At 66.0% G+C, this 3,307-nt stretch carries 3 protein-coding genes; all 3 read right to left on the bottom strand.

Going from position 1 to position 3,307, the window contains the following annotated elements; genetic code table 11:
* Positions 1 to 1,193 (bottom strand): virulence factor Mce family protein (locus A5736_RS06895; RefSeq protein WP_076245263.1); only part of this gene is annotated, 1,193 nt, incomplete at its 3' end.
* Between the two features lie 12 nt (positions 1,194 to 1,205).
* On the bottom strand, positions 1,206 to 2,369 hold the full coding sequence (locus A5736_RS06890) for a virulence factor Mce family protein (protein WP_076122709.1): 1,164 nt from the start codon (positions 2,367 to 2,369) through the stop codon (positions 1,206 to 1,208).
* Positions 2,366 to 3,307: MCE family protein (locus tag A5736_RS06885; protein ID WP_076245261.1), on the bottom strand; the 942-nt coding region annotated here is incomplete at its 5' end. The genes A5736_RS06885 and A5736_RS06890, both read right to left, overlap by 4 nt.

The raw sequence follows: 3,307 nt of genomic DNA, 5'->3' as shown, positions 1-3,307 counted from the left end.
GGGTTGCGGCCAACCGGCACGTAGCCCTTCGGGTCGCGGCAGAGCTGGATCGTCGGCGCCCGCTTGCCGGGGAATTCCTGACACGGATAGTTGCGGGCGCCGCGCACGGTGCTCGGATCGTTCTGAGCGACCTTGCAGTACATGTCCCTCGGGAGCTCCCGCAGCGTCTCGTCGGCGGGTGTGCGCATCATCGGCGGGGGCAGGAAGCCGACGGCGCACGGCGGCGGGTCGTTCAGGTCGAGCTTAAAGTCCAGCTTGGCGCCCTCGTCTTGCGGAGCGCCGCCGGCCGCGGTGGTGATCGCGGCGAACAACGGGGGTAGCACCACCAGCAGCTGCTCGATCGACTTGTGGTAGATGACGCCCACCCGGCCCAGGTTGGCGAGGCTGGCGGCCAGCGCCGGGAAGGAGGGGCGGATACCGGAGAACGCGGTGCTGGCCTCGTCGGCCGCGCTCGGGGCGTTGGCCAGCGTCGAGCGAAGCTGCGGGTCGGCCTGCCGCACATCGGAAGTGAACCGCGCCAAGCCATCCGACAGCGTCTTGATGTCGGCGCCGGCACGGATCTGCGATTGCAGGAACGGACCCGCCTGATCGATCAACTGCGACACCTGCGGATAGTTGACGTTGGCCTCGTCCACCAACAACCGGGCCGACTCGATCAGCCGGGCCAGTTCGGGTCCCGAACCGTTGGCGGCGATGAACGTCTCGTGCAGCAGCTCACGCAACCGCGTGTCGCCCAGGCTGTTGACCAGTGTCTCCGCCCGCTTCAGGAGGTCGGCGACCTCCTGGCCGATCCGGGTGTTCTGCCGCTCGATGCGAGATCCGTTGCGCAGCTTGGCCGATGACGGGCTGGCCGGCGGCACCAGGTCGATGTATTGCTCACCGACGGCCGACACGCTCTTGACGGTGGCGGTGACGTTCGACGGAATCGGCGTGCCGCTGTTGAGCCGCATCTCGGCGGTAACCCCGTTGGGGTTCAGCCCAACGGACTCCACCCGACCCACCTCGACGCCCCGGTAGGTGACGTTGGCGTTTTTGTACAAGCCGCCGCCCGCGACGAAGTCGGCGCTCACACCGTAGGTTCCGATGCCGAACGCGGCCGGGAGCCGCAGGTAGAAGATCGCCATGATGGTCAGCGTGACGGCGGTGATCACCGCGAAAATCCACAGCTGGATCCTGGTCAGTTTGTCGATCATCTGCGCCGCCCCTCAGTGCCCTTCAGAACCCGAAGCCGTGCCGGGCGGAATAGTGAACGGGTCGGCCGCCTGCCCCGACAGGTTCGCCAATTCGCCGGTCAAGAAATCGGGCGGGTTGAGGATCTCGTTCATGTGAGCCATGTTCGGGTCGAAATACGCTGTGGTGAAGAACGTTTCACCGAGCCGGCGCAGGGTGAGATCGAAGGTGGTGAAGACGTTGAGGTAGTCGCCGCGCACGGCTTGCTTGATCCCGAAGTTGGGGAACGGGAACGTCAGCAGCAGCTGCAGCGAGGTGACGAAGTTCTTCCGGTTGTCGTTGAGGGCCTTGGCAACCGAATACAGCCCTTTGAGGTCCTCGGCGAAGTCGACCTTGGTTTTCGACAGCACATGGGATGTCACCGTTGCCAGCTGTTTGAGTGCGGCGAACGCATCGACGATGTGGTCCCGGTTCTTGTTGAGCACGCGAAGGGCTTCGGGCAGCGTGTCGATCGCCCGGCCCAGGTTGTCCTTGTCGCGCGCCAGGGTCGCGGAGAATCGGTTCAACCCGTCGACCGCATCGATGATGTCGTCGACCTGCCGGTTGAGTCCGGCGGTCAATTCGGCCAGCCTGGGGATCAAGTCGACGAACTGGTCTTGCCGGCCGGCGAAGGCCTGGTACGTCTCGTCGGTGATCTCTTGCAGCGCACCGAGATTGCCTTTGTTGACCACCACACCGAGCGCCGACAGCACCTCTTCGGTGGTGGGATACCGGCCCGTGTTGGACTCCGCGATCTTTGATCCGTCCTTCAGCCTGCCGGTGGCCGGTTTGCCCTTGGGGGCGGCGAGGTCGATGTGCATCGAGCCCAGCAGCGACGTCTGGGCGACCGTCGCGGTCGCGTTGGCCGGCAACACGACGTTCTTGTTCAACGCCAACTTCACTGCGGCGTAGAAGGATCCGTCGGCTCGCTGCTCGGCCGAGATGCCGGAGACGCTGCCGACGGTGACGTCGTCGACCATGACCGGCGAGTTCTGTGGGAGTGTCGCCACGTCGGGCATCTCAACGGTGATCGAATACGCGCCCGCGCCGTGGCCGGCGGTTCCTGGCATCACCAGAGAGTTCAGCCCGCTGAATTGGCAGCCGGCCAGGAGCACGCTGCCCGCCGCTAAAGCGCCCCCGCGCAACACGATCCGGTTCATCCGCCACCGCCCTGGTCGGTCGGCGCCGGCGCTTGGTTCGGCGGGGGCCCGGGCAGCGGACCGAACGCGGAGCCCGGGGCAGGTCCGGGCGCGGGACCCGCGCCGGCGGCGGCCGGTGCGGGGCCGTTCTGCGGGGCCGTCGGCAGCAGCAGGCTCTGCAGATCCGCCGGGTTCTGGGCGGGCGGCGGCGGGTGCGAGCCTTGGGCGGGTATCCAGGTCAGCTGCGGAATCGGAGTCGCGGCCTTGGCCTGGGTCTGCGGGGTGTCGTAGATGATCTGGCCCTTGTACGCGGTGATCGTGTTGAGCGGGTGGAACATCACCGGCGGGTAGTTCACGGCGAGGCGGCGCAGCACCGGCCCCAGTCGCTCACGGCAGAGCTCCGCGCGCCTGAAGTAGTCCGGCGCTTCCGGCCCGCCGGCGGTCTCGAAGGAGCCACCGCAGATGAACTGCACCGGGTTGGCGAACTCGGGTATCGACAACAGGCCGTTCAGTGTGCCCTGCGCGGGGTCATAGATGTTGTAGAAGTTCGCGATGCCGGGACCGGCGACGTGTAGCACCTGCTCGATATTGTCGCTCTGGTCACTCAGCGTCTGCGCAAAGTCGTTGAGGTTGTTGACCGTATCGACGATTGTCGAGTTGTTTTCGTGCAGGAATCCGCGGATATCCGAGAGCGCCTGGTTGAGCGTGCCCAGGGTGTTGTCCAGACGGCGCGAGCTGTCGGCGAGCACCTGCGACACCGACGCGACGTTTCCGGCGAACTGCACGATCTGTTCGTTACTCGACGACAGCGCGTTGACCAGGACCTGCAGATTCTTGACGGTGCCGAATATGTCGCTGCGCGAATCCCCAAGCCGCCCAGCGGCTTGCGAAAGTTCACGCAGCGCGTTGTGGAACGATTCGCCCTTGCCGTCGAGCGTGTCGGCGGCCTGGTTGATCGC

It is taken from the genome of Mycobacterium sp. SP-6446 (assembly GCF_001954045.1).
Taxonomy (GTDB): domain Bacteria; phylum Actinomycetota; class Actinomycetes; order Mycobacteriales; family Mycobacteriaceae; genus Mycobacterium.
This window is presented reverse-complemented; position numbering and strand designations above follow the sequence as displayed.

Coding starts and splice junctions, on each gene's coding strand:
- A5736_RS06890 (WP_076122709.1), bottom strand. CDS start 2,369: ATGAACCGGATCGTGTTGCGCGGGGGCGCTTTAGCGGCGGGCAGCGTG.